The sequence below is a fragment of the uncultured Vagococcus sp. genome, from assembly GCF_963518325.1.
Taxonomy (GTDB): Bacteria; Bacillota; Bacilli; order Lactobacillales; family Vagococcaceae; genus Vagococcus_D.
In genome coordinates this window covers 174,734-197,681 of the sequence record NZ_CAUQJB010000004.1, presented here as the reverse complement: position 1 = coordinate 197,681, position 22,948 = coordinate 174,734, and the positions used below count along the sequence as shown (strand labels likewise).

Annotated in this window: 23 protein-coding genes and 1 other RNA gene; 21 read left to right on the top strand and 3 right to left on the bottom strand. The window is 39.4% G+C overall.

Features of this window, described 5'->3' with window-relative positions; translation table 11 throughout:
• Positions 1–59 precede the first annotated feature (59 nt).
• Positions 60–146: signal recognition particle sRNA small type (gene ffs, locus RWN13_RS05750), an RNA gene on the top strand.
• A 192-nt stretch (positions 147–338) separates the two neighbouring features.
• On the opposite strand, the gene RWN13_RS05745 is transcribed toward ffs, so the two are convergent.
• The 3 genes from RWN13_RS05745 to RWN13_RS05735 all read right to left on the bottom strand — a co-directional run bounded on the left by RWN13_RS05745 (position 339) and on the right by RWN13_RS05735 (position 3,562).
• A complete protein-coding gene (locus RWN13_RS05745; RefSeq protein WP_314061410.1) occupies positions 339–1,124 on the bottom strand; it encodes a TPM domain-containing protein in 786 nt (261 codons plus the stop codon).
• Positions 1,121–2,254 (bottom strand): TFIIB-type zinc ribbon-containing protein, encoded by a 1,134-nt coding sequence (locus RWN13_RS05740; RefSeq protein ID WP_314061408.1) that lies wholly within the window; start codon positions 2,252–2,254, stop codon positions 1,121–1,123. Before RWN13_RS05740 ends, RWN13_RS05745 begins: the two co-directional genes overlap by 4 nt.
• 75 nt (positions 2,255–2,329) lie before the next feature.
• Positions 2,330–3,562: an SPFH domain-containing protein gene (locus RWN13_RS05735; protein ID WP_314061406.1), complete on the bottom strand. Its 1,233-nt coding sequence runs from the start codon at positions 3,560–3,562 to the stop codon at positions 2,330–2,332.
• A gap of 239 nt (positions 3,563–3,801) precedes the next feature.
• Between RWN13_RS05735 and dnaX the strand changes: the two genes are divergently transcribed.
• From dnaX to RWN13_RS05635, 20 genes are all read left to right on the top strand, one after another.
• The gene (gene dnaX, locus RWN13_RS05730) at positions 3,802–5,535 is read left to right on the top strand and encodes a DNA polymerase III subunit gamma/tau (RefSeq protein ID WP_314061404.1); all 1,734 of its coding nucleotides are present in this window, start codon (positions 3,802–3,804) and stop codon (positions 5,533–5,535) included.
• Between the two features lie 32 nt (positions 5,536–5,567).
• Positions 5,568–5,882 (top strand): YbaB/EbfC family nucleoid-associated protein, encoded by a 315-nt coding sequence (locus tag RWN13_RS05725; protein WP_314061402.1) that lies wholly within the window; start codon positions 5,568–5,570, stop codon positions 5,880–5,882.
• Positions 5,883–5,971: 89 nt separating this feature from the next.
• Positions 5,972–6,568, top strand: coding sequence for a recombination mediator RecR (gene recR / locus RWN13_RS05720; protein WP_314061399.1), 597 nt, complete (start codon positions 5,972–5,974; stop codon positions 6,566–6,568).
• Between the two features lie 68 nt (positions 6,569–6,636).
• Positions 6,637–7,278, top strand: a complete 642-nt coding sequence (gene tmk / locus RWN13_RS05715; protein WP_314061396.1) for a dTMP kinase — start codon at positions 6,637–6,639, stop codon at positions 7,276–7,278.
• A 79-nt stretch (positions 7,279–7,357) separates the two neighbouring features.
• Positions 7,358–7,687 carry a cyclic-di-AMP receptor gene (locus tag RWN13_RS05710; RefSeq protein WP_314061393.1) on the top strand — a complete coding sequence of 110 codons (330 nt, stop codon included), beginning with the start codon at positions 7,358–7,360 and terminating at the stop codon, positions 7,685–7,687.
• A 1-nt stretch (position 7,688) separates the two neighbouring features.
• Positions 7,689–8,633 (top strand): DNA polymerase III subunit delta', encoded by a 945-nt coding sequence (gene holB, locus RWN13_RS05705; protein WP_314061391.1) that lies wholly within the window; start codon positions 7,689–7,691, stop codon positions 8,631–8,633.
• Between the two features lie 130 nt (positions 8,634–8,763).
• On the top strand, positions 8,764–9,615 hold the full coding sequence (locus RWN13_RS05700; RefSeq protein WP_314061388.1) for a stage 0 sporulation family protein: 852 nt from the start codon (positions 8,764–8,766) through the stop codon (positions 9,613–9,615).
• On the top strand, positions 9,608–9,946 hold the full coding sequence (locus RWN13_RS05695) for a DNA replication initiation control protein YabA (protein WP_314061386.1): 339 nt from the start codon (positions 9,608–9,610) through the stop codon (positions 9,944–9,946). Before RWN13_RS05700 ends, RWN13_RS05695 begins: the two co-directional genes overlap by 8 nt.
• Before the next feature lie 139 nt (positions 9,947–10,085).
• Positions 10,086–10,967, top strand: a complete 882-nt coding sequence (rsmI, locus tag RWN13_RS05690) for a 16S rRNA (cytidine(1402)-2'-O)-methyltransferase (protein WP_314061571.1) — start codon at positions 10,086–10,088, stop codon at positions 10,965–10,967.
• 338 nt (positions 10,968–11,305) lie between these two features.
• The gene (locus RWN13_RS05685) at positions 11,306–12,139 is read left to right on the top strand and encodes a hypothetical protein (RefSeq protein WP_314061384.1); all 834 of its coding nucleotides are present in this window, start codon (positions 11,306–11,308) and stop codon (positions 12,137–12,139) included.
• 27 nt (positions 12,140–12,166) lie between these two features.
• Positions 12,167–13,714: a glucosaminidase domain-containing protein gene (locus RWN13_RS05680; protein ID WP_314061381.1), complete on the top strand. Its 1,548-nt coding sequence runs from the start codon at positions 12,167–12,169 to the stop codon at positions 13,712–13,714.
• An 18-nt stretch (positions 13,715–13,732) separates the two neighbouring features.
• A complete protein-coding gene (locus RWN13_RS05675) occupies positions 13,733–15,235 on the top strand; it encodes a hypothetical protein (protein WP_314061378.1) in 1,503 nt (500 codons plus the stop codon).
• 98 nt (positions 15,236–15,333) lie between these two features.
• On the top strand, positions 15,334–16,035 hold the full coding sequence (locus tag RWN13_RS05670; RefSeq protein WP_314061376.1) for a GntR family transcriptional regulator: 702 nt from the start codon (positions 15,334–15,336) through the stop codon (positions 16,033–16,035).
• Positions 16,036–16,146: 111 nt separating this feature from the next.
• Entirely contained in the window at positions 16,147–17,451 is a 1,305-nt protein-coding gene (locus tag RWN13_RS05665) for a PTS transporter subunit EIIC (protein ID WP_314061374.1), read from the top strand.
• Positions 17,452–17,583: 132 nt separating this feature from the next.
• Positions 17,584–17,859, top strand: coding sequence for a hypothetical protein (locus tag RWN13_RS05660; protein ID WP_314061368.1), 276 nt, complete (start codon positions 17,584–17,586; stop codon positions 17,857–17,859).
• The gene (locus tag RWN13_RS05655; RefSeq protein ID WP_314061366.1) at positions 17,856–18,938 is read left to right on the top strand and encodes a MupG family TIM beta-alpha barrel fold protein; all 1,083 of its coding nucleotides are present in this window, start codon (positions 17,856–17,858) and stop codon (positions 18,936–18,938) included. Before RWN13_RS05660 ends, RWN13_RS05655 begins: the two co-directional genes overlap by 4 nt.
• 13 nt (positions 18,939–18,951) lie before the next feature.
• Positions 18,952–20,061 (top strand): amidohydrolase/deacetylase family metallohydrolase, encoded by a 1,110-nt coding sequence (locus tag RWN13_RS05650; protein ID WP_314061365.1) that lies wholly within the window; start codon positions 18,952–18,954, stop codon positions 20,059–20,061.
• Positions 20,048–21,145: a DgaE family pyridoxal phosphate-dependent ammonia lyase gene (locus tag RWN13_RS05645; protein ID WP_314061361.1), complete on the top strand. Its 1,098-nt coding sequence runs from the start codon at positions 20,048–20,050 to the stop codon at positions 21,143–21,145. Before RWN13_RS05650 ends, RWN13_RS05645 begins: the two co-directional genes overlap by 14 nt.
• Before the next feature lie 23 nt (positions 21,146–21,168).
• Positions 21,169–21,909 carry a 2-dehydro-3-deoxy-phosphogluconate aldolase gene (locus tag RWN13_RS05640; RefSeq protein ID WP_314061569.1) on the top strand — a complete coding sequence of 247 codons (741 nt, stop codon included), beginning with the start codon at positions 21,169–21,171 and terminating at the stop codon, positions 21,907–21,909.
• Between the two features lie 13 nt (positions 21,910–21,922).
• The gene (locus tag RWN13_RS05635) at positions 21,923–22,933 is read left to right on the top strand and encodes a sugar kinase (protein WP_314061358.1); all 1,011 of its coding nucleotides are present in this window, start codon (positions 21,923–21,925) and stop codon (positions 22,931–22,933) included.
• Positions 22,934–22,948: the final 15 nt, after the last annotated feature.

Sequence of the window (22,948 nt, the reverse complement as noted above, 5' to 3'; positions counted from 1 at the left end):
TAATATGACCAAAAGGGTAGCCATAAAGAAAAAAATAAGGTACAATAGTATTTGCCGCAAGGCTAGGGCAATGATGGATTTGGTAAGCGTGTCAGGTCTGGAAGGAAGCAGCACATATCAAGTCTTATCATGTGCCTGAATTAAATTATCATTTATCGGTGTTCTCAAGCGATTGAGGACACTTTTTTTTTCTGGAAGGTCTTCGGGAATTTATCTAAGTCAATAGGTAAAACCATTACTCATGATAACTGAGAGAATGAGATATAGAGGTTGCCTCAATGGTTCATTTAATCGAAAAAAGTTGAAAGAAGAGCAAGCTCTTCCTTCAACTTTTTTTGTTAGAAGCTACGTCCGCCACCGCCGTGACCGCCACCACCACCGCCACCACCACCACCGCCAGTATTAGTAGGCTTGGGGATATGGCGTGTTGTTGTAAAGGTATCAATCAGTTGATCCTCTTTTTGACTCAGCTTGAGATTGCCTTTCTCACGATAAGAATACTTGTAAGTGGATCGCTTTAAATTATAGGTGCCATAAACAGAAGAATAACTAGCTATGCTAGCGACAATAGCACCAACAACTGCAATCACGGTTTTTACTGGTGTTAGTTTACGGACACGTTTAAAGTCACCAGTGGCACTGTCATATTGATAGCGATCACTGTACTTGATGGCATCATCTAAGATGCTTAATGCCGCGAGATGGTAATCACCATTGATCATGTCTTCTTCTGCATTATCCAGCATTTTTTTCGTACGAGATTCTGTTAAGAGTTCCTTCATTTTTCCATTGGTAGAAATATGATAGGTTCGGTTATCCATATCGATCAGGAAAAGAAAGCCACTGCGATCTGTGCCAACGCCAAACTGTCGTTCATCATAAAAATCATCGGCGTAATCCTTAGCCGTTTTGCCACCGGCGTCATTTGTTGTAACGACGATTCCGTCCATCCCTGTATTTTGTTTAAAGACAGCGATTTTCTCTGAGATATCAGTTTTTTGGCTATCTGAGAATAGATTGGCTTGATCAAATATCTCCTCGCTGGCGTGGACTGCCGGACTAATCAGGATTAATAAGGCTAACATGGCTAAACTTCCCCAAAAGGATTTCAGTAAATAGTTCATATAAAATACCCTCCCAGCAGGACAAGTAGAAAGACGGCAACTCCAATACCTAGTGAGAAAAGAGTTAATTTGGTTTTATCAACGGGTAATTTGCCGCTAAGTTTCCCTGATTGACCATTCATCGCAAAATAGTAAAGTTTTTTTGAATCGTCAGTGCCGTTATCATTGCGATACGTTAGCAACCAAACAGGTAGTAAGACATATTGATGAGTTTCACCATCCAAGTCCAGATTGACTTGATTGTTATAAACAGTGGTGTAGCCAGAAATGGTGTCTTGTAATAAATGGCTGCTATATTGTTTTAACTCGTTATGGATATCTTGTTGCAAGGTCTCGAATTCCAAATCTCGTTTTTCAGCTTGAAAACCGGATAGGTATTGAGTTTTAAATGGGACGGCTTTTTCCATTGGAAAAGGCTGTACGGATTCGACCATTTTGACTTTGGCATTTTTTTGTAAGGCGTTTTTAACTAGTTCTTTAAAGGTCATATTGCCTTCCCGATAGACCCGATATTTTTTTGTTTGTGTATATTCGTAATCGCCAGTTCGCCAGACCGTGACTGAATTGGCATTGGCCCTTAAAGAGCCGCTTAACTTGGCGTCAACCACCCAGTATGGGAAATAAATGCCGGTTAACATTTCCACTTGGTCTTTATTAAAAAAGTCTTTAGGAATAAATTTTTTCTTGCGAGCCCAGGCTAAAAACTGAGTGACTGCTTCGTCTTTCTCAATGGCAAAGGGCAAGACAGACTGAGGTAAAAATTTTCCACTGACACGACCAGTTAAGACGACTGGATTGTGACAGTAATAACAATATGTGGCGGCTGTTGTTGTATCGGTCACAATTTCAGCTCCACAGCTTGGACAGGAAAACAAATCCATCGGCTGATCTTCTGGAATCGGCTGATCTGTTTCCGAGTGGGCGTCAGGACCTGGAGGGACTACAGTTGTTTCAGGTTTAGTCACTGAGTCATTTCTTTGGCCTAAATCGGCTAGTTTTTTTTCATAAGCTTCCACTTCTGGTTCAGTAAAGACACTGAGACAGTATTCGCAGTGGAATTTTTGGGTTTTGGGGTCAAACAATAGTGGCCCATCACAGTTGGGACACTTATGGGAAATAACCTCACTCATACTAGTACTCCCTTCTTTATTGGTTAACCCGCCCCAGCTCAAATGTATCAGTTGGGGCTTGGGTATGTGTTCTGCTTATAGAGGGAGACCTTGGAAAGGTTGACCACATTCTGGACAGAATTTTGGCATAGCGGAGGTGATTGTGACTACCTCACCACAGGCGCTGCATTTCATTTGAATCCCTGAAGTAGCTGGAGCTGGTTTTGCTTCGCCACAGTCAGAACAGAATTTTCCGGTGTTTTTAGTACCATCTTTTGGGCAAGTCCAAGTATCAGCTGTTTCGGCTTGAGCCGCTTTTTCAGCTTGGTCTTTCATTTGTTGTTGATTGGTTTGACTGGCTTGGCCCATAAAACTGCCGCCTGCGTTCATGCCGGCACCCATGCCCATAAAGGCGGTGGTACTACCAGCAGCATTGGAACCAGCTGCTTCAATTCCGCTGGCAATGGATCCTTGAACGAATCCTTCACGAATATTAGGGTCTCCAAGCATGGCACCTTTATTTCTCATGTTGATCAGTGCTTTTGACTCATCATCGTAAGAGATGCTGGCAACGCCCACTGAGGCAATCTCCATTCCCCTGTTTGCTCGCCATTCTTCATCCAAAACAGTGGCCATAAATTTGCTGAGTTCGGTACTCTTAGAGGTGACAAATGAGATTCGTTCACCAGCCGCCGACATTTGGTTAATGGAGGTTTGCAAGGCTGTTAAAAATTCAGATAAGTATTGTTCATTAATTTCGCCAATATCGACTTTACTCTTATTACGAGGAATGGCTTCAGCGTAAAAAAGAATAGGGTCTGTTATGCGAATCGAGTAATTACCATGGGCTCTTAGAAAGAGTTCTGCATTGTAAAAATTATCAAAGTAGTTTATCGGCGTAGGTGTGCCGAATTTGATTCCTTTAATTTCTTGCAAGTTAATATAGATGACTTTTTGTGTTTGTGGTGTCACGCCGCCGTATTTAAAACGGTCAAAAGATTCGGCAATCGCTGATTTTAAGTTGCCGCCAAACATAGAAGGAGCTTTGTCGTTTTTGACAGTGTAATAACCTTCTTCCGATGAATAATCGATAATCTTACCACCATCGACTAATAACATCATCATGTTAGGGTAAACGTGAATCACAGAACCGTCTGTGATGACATTGCTTGTGCCTTTTTTATTTGAACCACGACGGTCATCTTTGCGAACCGTAACGCCTTCAGTCATGACGGTTTGGTCACTCATGTCACCTGGTTCAATAATCTCTAGCCACTGATCGGCTAATCCTCCGCCTACGGCACTTGTTGCTGCTTTAATTAATCCCATTCGAATCGCTCCTTTTGTTTGTGTTAGGGAATGACAAAGTTGCCATGTCGCCTTTGGTGAGTCGCTTTTCTAATAACAAATAATTCTGATTTTATTGTATCACAGAACAGTCTGAAACCAAGAATAAAGTATTGAAAATGACTTCCTTAAATCAGTGTATGACTTTGATGAAAGAGTGGAAATTTTAGTGATTCTAACGTATAATGAGAACTAGCGATTTTTGAGAGGAGTCAGAAGAAATGACGTATCAAGCTTTATATAGAGTGTGGCGTTCCCAACGGTTTGACACAATTGTGGGTCAACAAACGGTTACTCAAACACTCAAAAATGCGATAGTTCAGAATAAAACCTCTCACGCCTATTTATTTACAGGGCCTCGTGGGACCGGTAAAACCAGTGCCGCTAAAATTTTTGCCAAAGCGATTAATTGTCGACACAGTCAAGACGGTGAGCCCTGTAATGAGTGTGAAACCTGCCAGGCAATTACCGAAGGACGGTTAAATGACGTCATCGAAATTGATGCAGCCAGTAATAATGGTGTGGAAGAAATTCGCGATATTCGTGAAAAAGTCAAATATGCCCCAACTCAGGCTGATTATAAAGTGTATATTATCGATGAAGTGCATATGCTTTCTACAGGGGCTTTTAACGCATTGTTAAAAACCTTGGAAGAGCCACCGAAAAATGTGCTTTTTATTCTAGCCACAACAGAACCTCATAAGATTCCTTTAACGATTATTTCTCGGACTCAGCGCTTTGATTTTAAGCGGATCAGTACCCAGGATATTGTCGATCATATGGCAGAAATTTTGCAAAGTATGGAAATTAGCTATGAAGAGCAAAGTCTTTTTGTAGTCGCTCGAGCGGCTGAAGGTGGGATGCGGGATGCTTTAAGTATTCTCGATCAGGCCTTGTCGTTTGGGGAGGAACGCTTAACCGTTGACGACGCTCTTCAGGTGACAGGAAGTTTAACCTTTGAAATGATGGACACCTTTATTCAGCATTGTACTGAAGGCCAAACTGAAGAAGGGTTAGTTGTCTTAAACAAGTTGTTAAGTGAAGGCAAGGAAGGCAGTCGCTTTTTAGAAGATTTGCTCTTGTATTGCCGAGATTTATTGATGTATAAACAGGCGCCTAACTTATTGGTCAATCAAAGTGGTCAGCTGACGGAAGGCTTTAAGGCTTTAGGTGAGAAGTTGGCCCCAGAGACGATTTACCAGTATATTCAACTATTAAGTGAAACTCAGAATGAGATTCGCTTTACCAATCACCCAAATATTTATTTGGAAGTCGCGACAGTCAAGCTGTCTACCTTAAGAAAGCCCAGAGCATCTGTGGTCACCAGTGAGCCTAATAATGAAGTGGCTTCTGTGGCCCTTACTGAATTGAAGCAAGAAGTTGAGCGATTGTCGAGTGACTTGGCGGCTTTAAAAAAAGATGGACCAGCTAAGGAACCAGCTGGCGGGAATAAGCCAACTCCTAAGAAATCGACCTATCGATTGCCAACAGAGCGAGTGTATCAGGTCTTGCGAGAAGCGACTCGGGATCAGTTGCAACAAATCCAAGATGGCTGGGAAGAAGTCCTACAACTGCTGACGGTCACTCAGCGGGCCATGTTAAAGGCCAGTGAGCCAGTGGCTGCCAGTGAGACTGGTTTAGTCCTGTCATTTGATTATGAAATTGTCTGTCAACGTGCCAGTGAAGACGCGGAGTTACAAGAAAATGTTCGTTCAGCCTTTAATCGTATTTTACAGTATCAGCCCACATTGATTTGTATTCCAAAAGAAAGTTGGACTGGCTTAAGACGGGACTTTTTGAGTCAGCATCAAGATGAAATGATGGCTAACTCGACGAATGATGCTCTGCCTATAGGGGAAGTGGAACTCGTTCCGCCTGAGGAAGATGAAAATACGGTGGTTAATGAAGCCGTTGAATTATTTGGCGAAAGTGTTGTTGAAGTGGTTAACGATTAATTGAAAAACTAACTATTTAGGAGTGAAGAATAATGATGCGTGGAATGGGAAATATGCAAGGCATGATGAAACAAGTACAAAAGATGCAAAAAGAAATGGTGGTTGCTCAGGACGAGTTAAACGCCAAAGAGTTTAAAGGGGAAGCCGCCAATCAATTAGTGGAAGTCACCTTTACTGGAGACCGTAAAATGGTTGATTTAACGGTTAGGCCAGAAGTGGTTGATCCAGATGATGTGGAAATGATGCAAGATTTAATTATTACGGCTGTTAATGACGCTTTAGTCAAAATTGAAAAAGAAACAGAAGCAACTATGGGGAAATACACTAAAGGGATGCCGGGATTCTAAAGATAAAACGGGAAGGCGACTTCCTTTTTTTTCTAAAGAACAAAAGCTAATCACTAGGCGTCAGATGCTTTAAAGAAAGAAGGGGTTAGATGCATTACCCAACACCAATCGCTAAATTAATAGAGAGTTATATGAGATTACCAGGGATAGGTGCTAAAACTGCGGCGCGTTTAGCATTTTTTACTCTAGACATGCGAGAAGAGGATGTCAATGAATTTGCCAAATCCTTGATTAGTGTCAAGCGAGATCTGCATTATTGTGAGATTTGTGGCAATATATCCGAAGAAGAAACTTGTGAAATTTGTCAAGATAACAGTCGCGATAAGAGTATTGTTTTAGTTGTGGAAGAACCAAAAGATGTGATGTCTATGGAAAAAATGCGGGAATATCGTGGTCAATATCACGTCTTGCACGGTGTGCTATCACCGATGGATGGTACGGGACCTGATGATATCAACATCGCACCATTAATTAAACGACTTCATGACGATGAAATCCAGGAAGTGATTATCGCGACTAATGCGACTACTGAAGGAGAAGCCACGGCTATGTATCTCTCCCGTTTGATTAAACCGGCGGGGATTAAAGTGACGCGTTTGGCTCATGGGTTATCAGTCGGCAGTGATATAGAGTATGCTGATGAAATTACTTTGCTAAAGGCTGTTGAAGGTCGACGAGAGATTTAGCGTGAGATTAGACACATCCAAAAGAATCAAGTAAAATAGACAGTAGATAGATGATGGAGGCAGATTAAGTGAATGGTATTTTTATAACAATAGAAGGGCCTGATGGTGCAGGTAAAACGAGTGTCATTAAGGAGTTGGGACCGCTACTTGAAAGAGAGCTAAGGATTCCTTTAGTTTTGACCCGAGAACCAGGAGGCATTCCTATTGCCGAAAAAATCCGCCAGATCATTTTAGATCCGAAAAATACGGAGATGGACGAGCGAACAGAAGCCTTATTATATGCAGCTGCTCGACGACAACATTTAGTGCAAAAAATCATCCCAGCTATTGAAAGTGGTAAATTGATTTTATGTGATCGTTTTGTTGACAGTTCATTGGCCTATCAGGGGGCAGGCAGAAAGATTGGCATGGATGCTGTGGCTTCAATTAATCAATTTGCAATTGAAGGGGTTGAACCGAATCTGACATTGTATTTGGATGTGGATTCTGACACGGGGCTAAGTCGTATCAAACAGGGGCGCTCAGCTCAGGACTTAGACCGTTTGGACACAGAAAGTCCTGTCTTCCATCAGCGAGTACGACATGCTTATTTAAAGATAGCGGAAGAAAATCAAGAACGAATTGTGATGATTGATGCCAGAGAATCATTGGAAACAGTCATTGCGTATTGTCTAGCCGCCATCAAAGAACATTTTCCCCAAGTCTTTTAGGTGGTAGTGTCAAAGCATTAGGAGTAAATTCTGTGACAGTACGTGAAGGTGGAAGCCTTCAACATAAGGAGGAATTAGGATGAAATTAATTTTAGCGATTGTCCAAGATAAAGACAGTAACCGTTTATCAAATGAATTTATTGATGCGGATATACGCGCAACAAAATTATCCACAACAGGTGGGTTCTTGAAATCTGGTAATACCACTTTTATTATCGGGATTGAAGATGAACGGGTTAATGAAGCTCTGGACTTGATTAAGGATGTTTGTCAGTCTCGTGAACAGTTTGTCACAGCGCCAGTTAGTTTGGATGCAACGATGGACAGTCATATGTCTTATCCAATCGAGGTACAAGTTGGCGGAGCCACCGTTTTCGTGATGCCAGTTGAAGGGTTCCACCGTTTCTAAGATGTCAATTGCAGAAAAACAACCGATTGTCTTTAAGCAGTTGGCCGCTAGTGCCACTAAAAATCGTCTGGCTCATGCCTATCTTTTCGAAGGTGAAGCGGGAACGGGGAAAGTTGCTATGAGTCTATGGCTGAGTCAGCGGATTTTTTGTTTAGCTGAAATAGGTCAACCTTGTGGTGAGTGCTTAAATTGTCAGCGAATTGTGCAAGGGGAACATCCTGATGTCAATACGATTGTGCCAGACGGTCAAAGTATTAAAGTGGATCAAATTAGAGAAATTAAAGAAGTCTTCGTGAAAAGTGGGATGGAGACGCAACAAAAAGTCTTAATCATTGAAGATGCTGAAAAAATGACCACCAGTGCCGCTAATAGTTTATTAAAGTTTATTGAAGAACCAGACGGTCAGATTGTTATTTTATTTTTAACAACGGCGAGAGCGCGTATCTTGCCAACAATCCAGTCTAGATGCCAAGTCTTACACTTTTTACCTCTCTCTGAGGAGCTGCTAGCTTTAGAGTTAGTCTCTCAGGGAATTGCCGAAAGTGATGGCAAACTATTGTCTCAGTTGACTAACAGTCTTGAAAAAGCTATTGAAATTTATCAACAGGAATGGTTTAATGAAGCTAAAGAGACGTCTATTAAATGGGTTAATTATTTAGTGGAAGACAATCCGTTTGCTTTCGTCTTTGTTCAACAACAGGTTACAAAGCTCTTTAAAGAAAAATCTCAACAGGCATTATTATTTGATTTAGTGCTGATACATCTGCGACAGTTGTTATCTCAGAGTATTAGAGGTGTTAAATCACAGACTGTTAAAAGCAAATGGTCGCGTAAAAAGTTATTGGCTGGTGTTGAAAACACCTTGGCTAGCCGCAGAAAATGGGAAGCGAATGTCAGTTTCCAAAACGTCTGTGAACAACTGGCGCTTAATTTGTTAGATGGCTAACGAGAACCACTAAGGGAATAGTGTCGTATCAGATACCAAGGGTGGAGGCTCATTAGCAGTTTGATTTATACAACTTAAGGATGTTGTCAAAGGCTTGTCGGTCAAACCTATTAGGTAGAAGGAGGGCATAATGGTAGAAGTTGTTGGTGTTAGATTTAGACCTGCTGGCCATATATATTATTTTACTCCTGGTAAAGAGGAGTATTCATATAATCAAAAAGTATTGGTTGAAACGCAACAAAGTAAGCAAATTGGTTTAGTGGCAATTCCTAAAAAGGAATTTGAAAAAACTGATTTACCTGATGAGCTCAAACCAATTTTAAAAACGGCTTCCGCAGAAGATATTCAAAAAGAAGAAAAGAATCTAACGGATGCTAGAGAGGCGTTTACGGTTGCTAAGAAGAAGATTATAGAGCATGAGTTGGAAATGAAACTCATTCAAGTGGAATATTCATTTGATCGTTCTAAAATGGTTTTCCAGTTTACAGCAGAGGGGCGGATTGATTTTCGTGAGCTGGTCAAGGATTTAGCCTCAATCTTTAAAACACGAATCGAACTGCGACAAATCGGTGTTCGGGATGAAGCTAAAATCTTAGGAGGAATTGGTCCTTGCGGTCGTCAATTATGTTGTTCGACTTTCTTAGGTGATTTTATCCCAGTGTCGATTAAGATGGCGAAAGATCAAAATTTATCCTTGAACCAAACAAAAATTTCAGGCTTATGTGGGCGCTTAATGTGTTGCTTAAAGTATGAAAATGATATGTATGAAGAAGCAAGACGGGAATTACCTGACTATGGTAAAGAAGTTGTGACCCCAGAGGGTCGTGGCAAGGTGATTGGTCTAAATTTATTGGATCATGTGATTAAAGTAAGACTTTTTGGTCGTGAATTAACGGTTGATTATGATTATGATGAAATAAAGGAATTTGCTAAACAACAAGAGGCAAAAGCCCTTGCTGAAAAGGAAGAATCTAATGGATAAACGGACATTGTATGATGAATTTGGTCATTTAGAGACAGAAGTCAAAAATAGTTTGTTACGTTTGACCGCAATGAAAGACGCTATTGACGAATTAACAGAAAAAAATGTTAGTTTGGATATTGAAAACCGCCATTTGCGCGCCCGCTTAATTGAAATTGAAGCAATTAATAACGGTCCAGATGAAAAACAAGAGTTATCTAAATCGCGATTAAATTTAGAAAAAATATATGAAGATGGTTTTCATGTATGTAATGTCTGTTATGGGTCAAGACGTGATAATGATGAAGAATGTGCGTTTTGCTTAGATGTCATTTATGGCGAGCGCAAGTAATCTAGTCCCAGTGATTAAAAGGTAGGAGACGTAGGAAAACTGATTCCCGTCTCCTTTTTAGTAGTTATTTCGGTAAAAATTGAGACCCATTTGTGCATTATGCAGGGTATACTAATAACATATAAGGAATAAAACGATGATAAACAAACAGAAAAGTTATGATAAAGCAATTGAAACGGGTCTTCTTTACCTTGTGCCAACGCCTATAGGTAACTTGCAGGATATGACCTTTAGAGCGATTGATACTTTAAAAGAAGTCGGGGTTATTGCAAGTGAGGATACCCGTAATACTCAAAAATTATTGAATCACTTCCAAGTGGAAACCCCTCAAATTAGTTTTCATGAACACAATTATAAAGAGCGGATTCCTAAATTAGTGGAGCGGTTGTTGGCAGGTGAGAGTATCGCTCAAGTTAGTGATGCAGGGATGCCTTCCATCAGTGATCCGGGGCATGAGTTAGTGGTGGCGTGTATTGAAGCCAATTTACCAGTGGTGGCGTTACCAGGGGCAACTGCCGGCGTGACTGCACTGATTGCTTCGGGTTTATCAGCAGAAAAGTTTACCTTTTACGGCTTTTTAGGTCGTAAAAAAAATCTCCAACTAAAAGAATTAGAGGCTTTGCAAGAGAAACGAGAAACCTTGATTTTTTATGAATCGCCTTACCGATTAAAAGCAACCTTTACTAATATGGTAGCGGTCTTTGGGGAAGATCGTCAGGGGAGCCTTTGTCGAGAGTTAACTAAACTTCACGAGGAGTATATTAGAGGTAGTTTGTTAGACATTTTGGCTTATTTACAAGATAATGAAATCAAAGGTGAGTGCTGTATTTTAGTAGCAGGATTTGATGGTGAAATCGTTGCAGAATCAGAAAATGACTGGTCTGGCTTATCGGTTTTGGAACATATTGAAGTGGAAATGACTGAAAATCAACAGTCTTCAAAAGAGGCAATTAAGCAAGTGGCTAAGTTAAGAGGGTTAAAAAAACAAGAGGTCTATAAGGAATATCATCAAGAGACTTAAGGGATAAGAAAAAATAACATAGGACGAATTAATATGAGGATGTTAATATTCCTTTTAAAAAGGTCCGTTTAAAATAGTGAGAGTTAAAAATAGGTTGCATAATCAGATAGGTATGCTATAATTTTAAGTGTGTATTTATAGGTTTTGTGTGAAGATATTTGTTTGTTTTCTTGCCTTTAGTGAAGAACTTCAAGAGACTATTCTTTTTCCATGAGTTTTAACTATACACAAGGGAAATAACTTCCGCAAAAATGAAAAAAATGGAGTTATTTAAATAAAACTATTTAGAACAACGAGCAATGTGATTTGTTGCTAACTATTAGAGAGGTGGAGTGACTGTGTTTAGAAAAAGAAAAAAAGCCGACGATTATTATGATGATTATTATTATGATGATGATGATTACTATGATGATTATTATTACGAAGATGATGAGGATGATAAACCAGAAAAATCAAGTCCTAAATCATCAGGCTCGTCAAATAACAGCCAACTAGAAAAAGAGTTAGCAGAAAAGAATAAAGAGCTTGAAAAATTAAGAATTGAAAAAGAAGAATTGGCGTTGAAATTTTCATCGGTCCAAGCGTTACCAAAACATTTCCAACAAGTGGAAGAAGACAATGCTGCGATTCAAGCTGAATTAGAAAAGAGTCGTCAGGAAAACAATGAATTAATCATTAAACTTCAACAAACTAACGATGGTGTCGCCAGAGCGGAAGCTAATGCTCGTCAATTCCAACGGGAAATAAACGTTAAGCAAACAGAAATTGATCAGTTAACTGAGAAATTATTGAATGTTCAAGCGGAAGCTCAGCCAAGTCCTGAATTTGAGCAAGAGAAAGAAGCATTAAGAAATCAAATTAATGAGCTTCGTAGTGAGTTAACGAAATCTAAAGAACAACTTTCACTTCAAGAGGATGAGGGGATTTCAAAAGAAGATATTGCTGAAGTTATGTTAGAAGCAAAATCGAAAGCTCGTCAGATTGTGGATCAAGCCAATTTTGATTCACGTCGCATTGTCAGTGATGCTGAACGTGATTTACAAAATATTTCACAAGATGCACGCACATTATATCAAAAAATATACTCAACTAAGAGCGATTCGGAAATGATATTTGAAGAATTATTGAGAAAATTAACTATTCTTTCAGACATCGAAAGCAGTGGTGAATAGGAACTAGAGAAAAGAGGAACTTATAATATGTCGAACAAAAAAACAAAAGGTGCGTTACTTCGAGAGATAGGTGCAAAAGCAAGTGTAGGGATGTTGGTAATTTCTGCGGGGACACCGGCTTTAGAACTATATGCCAATCCAACAACTGAATCTTCATCAAAGGCAGCTGTATCGAGTTCGGAGCTGACAAGTGAAACAAGTACCGTAGAGGTGCCGCCGATTGAGAGTTCGACTAATCCTCCTGAGACTAGCGAAAGCAGTTCTCAATCGTCTACTGATCCGAGTACCAGTACAAGTTCGTCAACACAACCAAGTACGAGTACGCCAACACCACCAACAAGTAGTACGTCGCCGTCTACAACGCCGCCTAGTTCAACTAAACCGAGTACGACGCCGTCAAGCAGTGCGCCGGCTCCTGGCAGCAGTTCGAAACCCGCAACGTCTACAAGCACTGGTAGCTCGACGGCTACTGGTACAAGTTCATCCTCAGGTAGCGCAATTAAAGATGGTTCGATTACGTACAGCAAGAATCAAAGTACGTCAGAATTTATTGACAAAATTGGTAAGGATGCCAGTCAGGTAGCTGATAAGAACGGTATTTATGCCTCAGTGATGATTGCTCAAGCAATTTTGGAAAGTGCGTCTGGTAATAGTACCTTGGCTAGAGAACCTAACTTTAATCTGTTTGGGATTAAAGGGAAGTACGAAGGTGCAACGGTTGGTATGCCGACTCTAGAGGATGATGGCAAAGGTAGTATGTATACGATCACTGCTGAATTTAGAAAATATCCTGGTTACAAAGAATCTCTTGAGGATTACGCCCGTTTAATTAAAGGGGTAGGCTCTACTAATCCTTTGTATAAGGGTACTTGGAAAACGGAAGCGAAAACCTATCAGGAGGCTACCTTATTCTTAACGGGTCGTTATGCAACTGATACTCGTTATAATCAAAAATTAAATGGTTTGATTGAAACGTATGATTTACAACGTTTTGATAATCTTGAAAAAGTCAAAACAAAAGTGAAAGTTACTCGCCATAAAGTAGCCGAAAATGAAACATTATGGGATATTTCTAAAAAATACGGTGTCACCATGAGTCGTATTAAGGAATTGAACAAAATGACAGAAGAAGCCAAATTAGAACCAGCAAGTTTGATTGTTGTAAAACGAGAAAAGTATGTTGAAAAAGAAGTGACCGATAAACAAGCAACAGCTGTAAAAGTTGCCACTGCCGCTTCAACAAAGTCGCTTTTAGCACAAACTAAATTAAAAAAAGAATTGCAACTTGAAAAAGAAACGAAACAATTGGCTTTATTAAAAGTCAGTCAAATGGGAACGGCTATGTCTAATGCTGTACCATCGGTTTTATTCGAGAGCAAAACCTTTAAGATTGCTGGCAAGCAAGTAAAATCTGATAAAACTCATTACGTTGAAAAAAATGAGTCTATCACGGATATCTCTAAAAAAGTTGGGATTCCGATTAATAAATTAATCGAATGGAATAATTTACAAGATAGTATTCTAACAGAAGGACAAGTCTTGATTATTGACAGTCCATTGAATAGTCAGATTTAGGACGAGAGGATGAAGTTGGTGAGCAAGAAAATTGAAGTATCCGTCTACCAACATCCAACATTTGAGGAAGGTAGCATTCTCTTTCAAGAAAATACGTTGTTGAAATTATTAGAGAAATGCGAGAGTCTATTCTTAAAAACGAATCCTAAAAGTAAATATCCTAGAGAAGAAGTTGAGAAACGCTTTACTCAGCTTCTTCAAGCTGTTTCTCTGGAGAAAAGTGTCAGAATTCGGTTGACAGAAGACAATTTGTCATGGGATGAGCTTTTAGATCAATTGACTCGTTACTACCCACAAATGGTGTGGACACTTGGTAAAAAAATAGCAGAATCGGAAGGGGAGTATTCTTTCGAGTTTATTCCTTTGGTTATTAATCTGTCAGGTTTTCCTTTTGGAACGACCTTATCTCAATCTTTGATCCAACAAGGGGTTTCAGAAGGCATTGATATTATTGAGGCATGGGAAAAGGATTTATCCGATATAGTAGCTGACAGCGTGAGACATGAGGAACAATCCGACCTGCCAGACGAGTGGGAGTTGGCCCCTACAGAAATTGAGCCAATTTTGGAGGTGGTTGAAGAGCAACCACCATTCGAAAATGAAGGAACAGATGGGTTGGATCTGTCCCAACTATTGGCAGATGATCAGACAGAAGTTGAAGCTGATTCAGTTGTTGAAATTTCCAGAGGTGCTGAACCTATTTTTATCGAACGTGCTGAAGAGTCAGAACCACTTGTGACGATTGAGGAAGTCGATGAGGATGACCAGTGGTTAACAGATGACGAAGCTAAATTAAAAGTTGAAAATGACTATTTGAGAGCTGAACAAGCTCGCTTGAAAGCGTCTAATGAAAAATTGCAGGAAGAAATCAGCGAATTGAATGAACGGGCAGTTGCTCTTCAGGAACAATATGAAGTATCAACAACAACCACTGATTTGAACAAACAGGCGTTGTATTACGAAGAAGCGCTTCGACGTGAACGTGATTCAAAAGAGCGGATGCGGGTGGCTAAAGACAAACTTGAGCACCTTGTGAGCCGTTTAGAGCGTCAAGTAACGGAAAATAGCTTAACGGTCATTGAGGGGGAAATCCCTTATGTTGAACGTAAAGAAGACTGGTACCAGAAGAAACATATCGATGTCTTAGAGTATGATCAACTTTATCAAAAAGCACGTTATTTGGAGCATACGTGGCAAATTAATCAACGATTGATTGTGATTAGTGAGCGAATGACGATTGATGAAAGTGAAATGAAATACGAACGTGAGCGAGTCAATCGTTTAAAACATTCCACCAAGGATATTGAATTATTTGTTATGATGGATGAATGTAAAATGATCAATGAGCGAGTGAAAGTAAGGCAAGGGTTTTTATGGATGAAGCCAAGAGTGACAATTATGACGGCTGATTACGAGAACTTAGTGGAAAAAGCAGCTTATTTTGATGTGATTCAGTCTGAGAACCAAATTCTTGAGCGAATCATTGAAGATCATGTGGAATCCACTGAATCATTTGATTAAATAATTAATTTAGAGAGATTATTTCTCTCTTTTTTTGTATAATAGAAGATGAGGTCTGGGTGTTGTAGCAGAAAAAACAGATGATATGAGGTTAAACTATGAAACGTAAAAGTGTGCTTTATGTTGATATTGCCGAGCAAATTAAAAATGACATTCAAAATAATGTATACCCAGTGGGGACGATGTTGCCTACAGAGAATGATTTTGAAAATTTGTTTGAGGTCAGCAAAATTACGGTCCGTAAGGCCATAGAAGTATTAGCCTTACAAGGCTATGTTGAAAAGAAAAGTGGCAAAGGGACAACGGTTATTAGCAATCGCTTGTTCAACAAACTCTCAAAGGGGGATTCTTTTTCGTCCATCTTAGAGAAAAAAGGGTTGTCTTTAGAAAAAAGAATTGTTCAGATTGAAAAAGTGACCTTGGATAGCGATCATAAGTTTTACACTTTTTTTGGGAATCGTGCCACAAAAGTGACGAGAATGTATTTGATCAATCAGGTTCCCTATATTATTTTTAATCACTATTTACCAGGTAATGTCACTAAAGCGATGAAAGATAAAATTGAAAAGGCGTCTATGTATCGAATACTGGCAGAAAACGATTATCTAGTTGATCATTTCGAAGATCAGTTTTCAGTCAGTATTTTAGGGGCGGAGGAAAAACATCTGTTAGAGACGGAAGAAACTCATGTGATGAAACGAGTTAGAACCTCTTATAATGATGATGATCAAGTGATTGAAGTCTCCGTTTCTTTGTATAATACGGAGATACATCCCTACGAAATTGAGTTTGAAATTTAAAAAAAGCAAAAAGGAAACTTTTTGCTTTTTTTATTTTACTTTTAAACATTATAATGTTATTATAAATATCGTGGATAAAAGAATACAATTTAACATAGGGAGAGCAAAAATATGAATAAATTAATGGATTTTTTAGAAGAAAAAGTGATGCCAATTGCGAACGTTATCGGCTCACAAAGACATATGATGGCGATTAGGAAAGGGTTAATCGCGACTATGCCATTGATAATTGTTGGGTCATTTTTTACGATTTTCCTGAATTTTCCCATTCCGTCTATTGCGGCAATGATCGAGCCTTATAAACCATTGCTAGATACACCCTTTCGTTATACAGTGGGAATTATGTCTTTATATGCTACGTATGGGATTGCGACTAACTTAGCTAACAGTTACAGTCTAGACGCTATGTCAAGTGGGTTCTTAGCAGTATTGGCATTCTTAATTTCGTCAGTGAAGCCAGTTCAAGTCCTAGAGGAAGTGCCAGATGTTATTGCTGCTGGACGTTACATGAATATTGCTAACCTAAGTGCGGCTGGTTTATTTGGTGCAATGGTATCTGCAATTATTGCGGTTGAAATTTTTAATTTTATGAAAAAACGTAATATCACCATTAAAATGCCTCCAGGCGTACCGCCAGAAGTATCCAATTCTTTTATTGCATTACTGCCAACAGCAGTTGTTATCTTATTTTTCTGGTTTATTCGCTATATCTTAAACTTTGATATCAGTTCGTTCTTAAGTACATTGTTGATGCCAGCAAAAGATATTTTAGCGGGAAATAGTTTGTTTGGTGGGTTACTAACCGTCTTCTTAATTACTTTTTTCTGGGTATTGGGAATTCACGGTCCAGCGATTATGGGACCTGTTATTCGTCCCTTTTGGGATATTTCAATAGCTGAAAATATTGAGGCTTTTGCGGATGGTGCCAATGCGCACAACATGCCTAATATTTTTACTGAACAATTCTTACAGTGGTATGTTTGGATAGGTGGGGCTGGTATGACTCTAGCTTTAGTGATTTTAATGATGTTTTCCAAATCAGATTCCTTAAGAAGCTTAGGCCGTTTATCATTTTTACCAGGATTGTTTAATATTAATGAACCAGTTATTTTCGGAGCACCAATTGTCATGAATCCAATTTTGGGAATTCCGTTTATTGTGGCCCCACTTGTGACCACAACGCTTTCTTATTTCTTAACGGTTACTAATATTGTGCCAATGATGGTCAACCGGATGCCTTTTACAATCCCATCGCCAATTGCGGCGTGGATGAGTACTGATTTTAGTATAGCAGCAGCAATTTTAGTTTTTGTTAATTTCTTTATTAGTTTGGCGATTTATTACCCATTTTTTAAAGCTTTTGAAAAACAGCAACTTGAAATTGAGGCAGAGTCCGCAATTCTTGCAAATGCTTAGTAAAAATTATAATGTTTTAGTGTATAATAGTTAGTATTGATGCAATAACCTTGATTACTAAAAAACCAAGCTTAATGCTTTAGCATTTAGCGATAGCGGACACCGGACCAACAGGACAAAAGGAGGGCGACGATGACTTATTTGAGTTTTATCTTTCTTATGCTAATTTTTGGAGGAAGTCTTTATCTCTTAGAAAAACGTCCGATTAAATTGAGGTTTTTGGAAGTAATGGATAAAAAAAAGTATCCTCTTGTTATGTTAATTAGTATTGGGTTAATTGCTATTTTAGCGGTTGTGGGCATTGTGGCCCCGATGCTTAAATTTATTAGTGGAGCGGGGACAATTTTTATTGCTAGTTACTTGGTATTTCGATACCGACAAGCCATAGATAGGAGAATGAAGGGATGAAAAGACGTTTAGGAGTGTCAATCTATCCAGATCACAGTGATTTTGAACAAGACAAAGGCTATCTGGAAAAAGCAGCAGAACTTGGTTTTTCACGCATTTTTATGAGTATGTTAGAGGTAACAGATGGCAAAGCGGCAGTCAGAGACAAATTTCAACGAATTATTAATCTGGCGAAAAGCTTGGGCTATGAAACAATTTTAGATATTGCCCCTGCTATTTTTGAGGATTTGGCAATTTCATATGATGATTTAAGCTTTTTTCATGAATTAGGAGCAGATGGCATTCGCTTGGATGTGGGCTTTGATGGGAATAAAGAAGCCATGCTGACCTTTAATTCCTTTGGTTTAGCAATTGAATTAAATATGAGCAATGATGTGGCTTACTTGGATAATATTTTAACTTATCAAGCCAATAAGCCATTTTTATATGGGTGTCACAATTTTTATCCTCAAGAAGGAACGGCTCTTCCTTATGATTTTTTTGTTAAATGTAGTGAACGATTCAAACAACAGGGGTTAAAAACAGCGGCTTTCGTTAATTCACAAGTGGGAGAAATAGGTCCTTGGAACATCAATGATGGACTGCCAACATTGGAAATGCACCGTCATTTGCCAATTGAGATTCAAACAAAACATCTGTTTGCCACTGGTCTGATTGACGATGTGGTAATCGGCAACGCTTATGCTTCAGATGAAGAGTTGCGAGCAATGGCCGAGGTGAATCCTTATCAGTTGGAGCTGAAGGTTGATTATGCATCGGAAGCTAATGATGTGGAAAAAGAAATTGTTGAAACGAGTCAACATTTTCGCCGGGGGGACATAACAAGCCAGGTGATTCGATCGACAGAAGTTCGCAAGCGATTTGCCAAGATGGGAAATCCTCCCCATGACAATCAAACATCATTTAAACGGGGTGATGTTGTGATTGGAAATGATGACTTTGGCAAATATAAAAATGAATTGCAAATAGTGTTAGAACCGCATACAGATAAACGAAAAAATTTAGTTGGAACAATTACAAAAGACGAGTTAGTCATGTTAGATTTTATCTTGCCTTGGAGTAAATTCCGTCTAAAATAGAAGGAGCGATTAGATGGTTTATGATTTACTCGTAAAAAATGGCAAGTTAATTGATGAGTCACAAATTGAAATTGCGATAAAAGATGGCGTAATAGTCGCTGTTGATAAGACGCTAGAAGGGGCAGCAGTAGTTGTTTTAGATTTATCAGGGGAAAGCTATGTATCAGCTGGTTGGATTGATGGGCATGTTCATTGCTATGAAAAAATGAGCCTTTATTATGATTTTCCCGATGAAATTGGTATTAGCAAAGGTGTGACAACGGTTATCGACGCTGGTTCCACAGGACCTAAAAATATCGGTGATTTTTATCAATCGGCTAAATCAGTTAAAACCAATGTTCTAGCTCTGATTAATATTTCTGAATGGGGGATTGTTGCCCAGGATGAACTGGCTGATTTGACGAAGATTAATCATGATTTAGTGCATCAGGCCTTGCGTCAATATCCCGATTTTATTGTTGGGTTAAAAGCCCGTATGAGTAAAACTGTTGTTGGCAATAATGGGATCATTCCCTTGGAAATGGCTAAGGAAATCCAAAAAGACAATGGGGATTTGCCTTTGATGGTTCATATAGGATCGGCACCTCCAGAATTATCAGAAATTCTAAGTCGACTAGACCGATGCGATATTGTGACTCATTGTTTTAATGGCAAAGAAAATGGAATCTTGGCTAGCGATGATCAAATCAAAACATTTGTCTGGGATGCTTATCGTAAAGGCGTTATTTTTGATATTGGTCATGGAACGGATAGCTTTAATTTCCATGTGGCGGAAGTTGCTTTGGCGGCTGAGATGATTGCGGCGACGATTAGTACTGACATCTATCATCGCAATCGAGAAGATGGCCCCGTACATGATTTAGCCACGACCATTGAAAAATTATTAGAAGTCGGCTATCAGTTGCCAGATTTAATCGATAAAGTGACGGCTAAACCAGCAGAGTTTTTCCGTTTAACTAAAAAGGGGCACGTCGCTAAAGGATTTGACGGTGATTTGACTATTTTTAATATCGCTAAACAAGATAAAATACTGACGGATTCAAATGGTAATCAACGCGTGAGCCACACGCGAATTATTCCACAAAAAGCAATTGTAGGAGGAATCGTTTATGACGTTAAGTAGTTACGAAAAATACGATTTAAAAGAAGTGATTAATGCCTCAGGTAAAATGACAATCCTAGGGGTTTCAAAAGTATCGGAGCGAGTTCAAAAGGCTCAGCGTTTAGCTGGCGAACGTTTTTATGAAATGGGCGACTTAATTGAAAAAACTGGAGCCTATATTGCTAATTTATTAGGAACTGAGGATGCAGTTATCGTCTCAAGTGCTTCTGCTGGAATTGCTCAAAGTGTTGCAGGTTTAATTGGTCGTGGTGACTTATTTCATCTGTACCATCCCTATGTTGACCGTGGTGAAAAACGAGACATTATCTTACCAAAAGGTCATAATGTAGATTATGGGACAGGTGTAGATGTAATGATTGCTCAAGGTGGAGGTCAGTTGGTGGAAGCGGGGTACGCTAATATGTGTGCAGCCGAACATATCGAAATGATGATTACTGATCAGACAGCCGCAATTCTTTATATAAAAAGCCATCATACGGTTCAGAAGAGTATGTTGACCGTAGCTGAAGCTGTGGCTGTTGCTCATAAACATGCTTTACCTTTAATTGTCGATGCGGCAGCGGAAGAGGATTTACAGGGATACAGCCAACTTGGGGCAGACTTGGTCATCTACAGTGGGGCAAAGGCAATTGAAGGCCCCAGCTCAGGTCTAGTTGTAGGCAAAAAAAACTATATTGACTGGGTACGGCTGCAAAGCAAAGGCCTCGGACGATCCATGAAAATTGGTAAAGAGAATATTCTTGGGTTCACTCAAGCAATTGAAGATTATCTCACATTTGGATCAGAAACGGGGGAATCCATGAGAGAACGCTTAGCACCCTTTTTAAGAGCTTTAAACGAATTGCCTAACATTGATGCGAAAGAAGTTCAAGATGGGGCAGGAAGAGATATTTATCGTGCTGAGGTCATGGTTTCAGGAAAGCTGTCGGCTAAAGAAGTCATTAAACAATTGAAAGCAACTAGTCCAGCCGTTTATACGCGTGAATATCGAGCTAATAATGGCATTATTGAATTTGATATTCGCTCAGTTAATGTAAAAGAAATGGCACAAATTGTAACGAGATTAGACGAAATATTAGTCTGAATTGATGAAAGAGGGAATTAATGATGAAAAAAACTCCAAATTATTATGACAATCGTATTAGTTTAAATGTTTTAGCAAACTCCGTGGAGAATGCAGCAGCTTGCTATAAAGCGGCTGAAGGGCACGTGATTTTAGGGGTATTATCAAAGAATTACGACTCTGATATGGCGGCGATAGAGGATATGAAGCTTTATCAGGAAGCAACTGACAACGCCTTGTCAGTTGGTTTAGGAGCAGGTGACCCGAATCAAAGTGATATGGTGACCCGCCTTTCTGGTGTCTTACAGCCCCAGCATGTTAACCAGGTTTTTACAGGTGTAGGGCCGTCACGGGCGCTTCTTGGTCAAAGTGAAACAATTGTCAACGGCTTGGTCTCACCAACAGGGAAAGTCGGTTACGTTAATATAGCGACAGGACCATTGAGCAGCCAGACACCGGCTGGGGAAGTCAGTATTGAAACTGCTATTGCAATGTTAAAAGACATGGGTGGCAGCTCCATTAAGTATTTTCCGATGAACGGATTAGCTCATAAGGAAGAGTACATAGCCGTAGCAGAAGCCTGTGCCAAATATGATTTTTATTTGGAACCTACGGGTGGTATTGATTTAGAAAACTTTGAAGAAATTGTTCAAATTGCTGTTGATGCGGGTGTGGAAAAAATCATTCCTCACATCTATAGCTCGATTATTGATTCGACAACTGGAGATACTCGACCAGAGGATGTTGCGACCTTATATAATATCGTTAAAAAAATCTTAGGTTAAGGGATTGATAGTGATGGCAAAAAAGAGAGTGTTAGCCTTTGGTGAAGTGATGCTGCGAATCGCCATGGATAATTACCAGTTGTTAGAACAAACTAAAGATGCGCGACTTAATTTTACTGGCACAGGATTAAATGTTCTAAGTGGGGTTAGCCATTTTGGTCATGAAACAAGTTTACTGACACAATTACCAGATAACCGACTTGGTGAAGCAGCCAAAGCTGAAATTCGTAAATTAGGCATTTTCGACGATTTGGTGAAACAAGGCGGACAGCATATGGGGATTTACATTCTAGAACAAGGTTTTGGTAATCGTCCGGCAGAAGTTACCTACCTCGATCGAATCCATAGTTCATTTGCTATCAGTCAATGGACTACTATTGAAATAGATAATGCTTTGGAAAATCATGATTTAATTCATATTTGTGGAATTTCATTGATTTTAACGGAAGAAACTCGGGAAGCTGCTTTTCGTTTGGCAGAGCAAGCCAAGCAATCGGGTAAGCTAGTTTGTTTTGATTTTAATTATCGTCCAAGCTTGAATAAAGGTCATGATCGGCAGTGGCTTCGGGAGCAGTACCAACGGATATTGCCATTTGCTGATATCGTGATTGGGTCGAAACGCGATTTAATAGAGTTGCTAGAGGTGGACCGGGAAATAGGCAGTGACCGGTTTGAAGATTTATCCCAAGCCTTTATGGAGGACTATGGCATTGACTATTTTGTGGGGACTCTGAGAAAAAATCGAGACAATCAACGATATCTAACAGGTTTTGTTTATTCTCAAGATGGATTAGCTTACTCTAAAGAATACCCTCTTTTTGTACTTGATCGAGTCGGGACAGGTGACGCATTTGCAGCTGGAATTATTGTAGCAGTTTTAGAGGGCGAGCCAGTTTCTAAAATGGTCGAATTCGCAACTGCTAGTAGTGTTTTAGCTCATACGACCTTAGGAGATAGCCCGATTGTTACTCGTAAACAAGTTGAGTTATTTATTGATAATCAAATAATCGATATTGTTCGATAGATAAAAAAAAGATGT

Bases quoted from the DNA above. Each gene is read 5' to 3' on its own strand.
- RWN13_RS05745 (WP_314061410.1), bottom strand. From the start codon at position 1,124: ATGAACTATTTACTGAAATCCTTTTGGGGAAGTTTAGCCATGTTAGCC.
- RWN13_RS05740 (WP_314061408.1), bottom strand. From the start codon at position 2,254: ATGAGTGAGGTTATTTCCCATAAGTGTCCCAACTGTGATGGGCCACTA.
- RWN13_RS05735 (WP_314061406.1), bottom strand. From the start codon at position 3,562: ATGGGATTAATTAAAGCAGCAACAAGTGCCGTAGGCGGAGGATTAGCC.
- dnaX (WP_314061404.1), top strand. From the start codon at position 3,802: ATGACGTATCAAGCTTTATATAGAGTGTGGCGTTCCCAACGGTTTGAC.
- RWN13_RS05725 (WP_314061402.1), top strand. From the start codon at position 5,568: ATGATGCGTGGAATGGGAAATATGCAAGGCATGATGAAACAAGTACAA.
- recR (WP_314061399.1), top strand. From the start codon at position 5,972: ATGCATTACCCAACACCAATCGCTAAATTAATAGAGAGTTATATGAGA.
- RWN13_RS05710 (WP_314061393.1), top strand. From the start codon at position 7,358: ATGAAATTAATTTTAGCGATTGTCCAAGATAAAGACAGTAACCGTTTA.
- holB (WP_314061391.1), top strand. From the start codon at position 7,689: ATGTCAATTGCAGAAAAACAACCGATTGTCTTTAAGCAGTTGGCCGCT.
- RWN13_RS05700 (WP_314061388.1), top strand. From the start codon at position 8,764: ATGGTAGAAGTTGTTGGTGTTAGATTTAGACCTGCTGGCCATATATAT.
- RWN13_RS05695 (WP_314061386.1), top strand. From the start codon at position 9,608: ATGGATAAACGGACATTGTATGATGAATTTGGTCATTTAGAGACAGAA.
- RWN13_RS05680 (WP_314061381.1), top strand. From the start codon at position 12,167: ATGTCGAACAAAAAAACAAAAGGTGCGTTACTTCGAGAGATAGGTGCA.
- RWN13_RS05670 (WP_314061376.1), top strand. From the start codon at position 15,334: ATGAAACGTAAAAGTGTGCTTTATGTTGATATTGCCGAGCAAATTAAA.
- RWN13_RS05665 (WP_314061374.1), top strand. From the start codon at position 16,147: ATGAATAAATTAATGGATTTTTTAGAAGAAAAAGTGATGCCAATTGCG.
- RWN13_RS05660 (WP_314061368.1), top strand. From the start codon at position 17,584: ATGACTTATTTGAGTTTTATCTTTCTTATGCTAATTTTTGGAGGAAGT.
- RWN13_RS05655 (WP_314061366.1), top strand. From the start codon at position 17,856: ATGAAAAGACGTTTAGGAGTGTCAATCTATCCAGATCACAGTGATTTT.
- RWN13_RS05650 (WP_314061365.1), top strand. From the start codon at position 18,952: ATGGTTTATGATTTACTCGTAAAAAATGGCAAGTTAATTGATGAGTCA.
- RWN13_RS05645 (WP_314061361.1), top strand. From the start codon at position 20,048: ATGACGTTAAGTAGTTACGAAAAATACGATTTAAAAGAAGTGATTAAT.
- RWN13_RS05640 (WP_314061569.1), top strand. From the start codon at position 21,169: ATGAAAAAAACTCCAAATTATTATGACAATCGTATTAGTTTAAATGTT.
- RWN13_RS05635 (WP_314061358.1), top strand. From the start codon at position 21,923: ATGGCAAAAAAGAGAGTGTTAGCCTTTGGTGAAGTGATGCTGCGAATC.